Origin of the sequence: Mesorhizobium sp. M2A.F.Ca.ET.037.01.1.1, from assembly GCF_003998075.1 — a bacterium.
Taxonomy (GTDB): Bacteria; Pseudomonadota; Alphaproteobacteria; order Rhizobiales; family Rhizobiaceae; genus Mesorhizobium.
The window spans coordinates 1-498 of the sequence record NZ_RZSA01001765.1 but is presented as its reverse complement, the minus strand read 5'-3'; the positions used below and the strand labels follow the sequence as shown (position 1 = coordinate 498).

Below are 498 nucleotides of genomic sequence, written 5' to 3'. Positions count from 1 at the left end.
GCACCACGGCGCCGGTCTACGACCACGAAGGCAATCTGGCGGCGGCGCTCGACGTGTCGTCCTGCCGGTCGGATCTGACGGAAGGTTTTGTCCAGCTCATCGCGGTTGCGGTCGGTGACGCCGCCCGCCGCATCGAGGCCGAGAATTTCCGCATGGTGTACTCCAACGCCCGCATCCTGCTCGCTCCGGTCGCCGAGCGCGGCGCCGGCGCGTTCATTGCCGTCGATGCCGACGATCTGGTTGTCGGTGCGACGCGCTCCGCGCGTCTTGCGCTCGGCATAACCCGAGAAGCCCTTGCCAAGGGGCTGCTTGCCGCCGATCTCCTCGGCGATGCAGCCAAGACCTCCGAGGATTTGGATGATGCCGAGCGCGGTGTGGTGCAGCGCGCGATTGCACGCACCGGCGGCAACGTCTCCGCCGCGGCCCAGAACCTCGGCATTTCCCGCGCCACGCTGCACCGCAAGCTCGCCCGTTTCGGCATCCACCGCACCCATTGAT

General features: G+C 67.9%; 1 protein-coding gene. It reads left to right on the top strand.

Annotated elements, in window-relative coordinates; genetic code table 11:
• On the top strand, positions 1–497 hold a 497-nt coding region (locus tag EOA27_RS39685; RefSeq protein ID WP_281059538.1), incomplete at its 5' end, for a helix-turn-helix domain-containing protein.
• Between the last annotated feature and the right edge of the window lies 1 nt (position 498).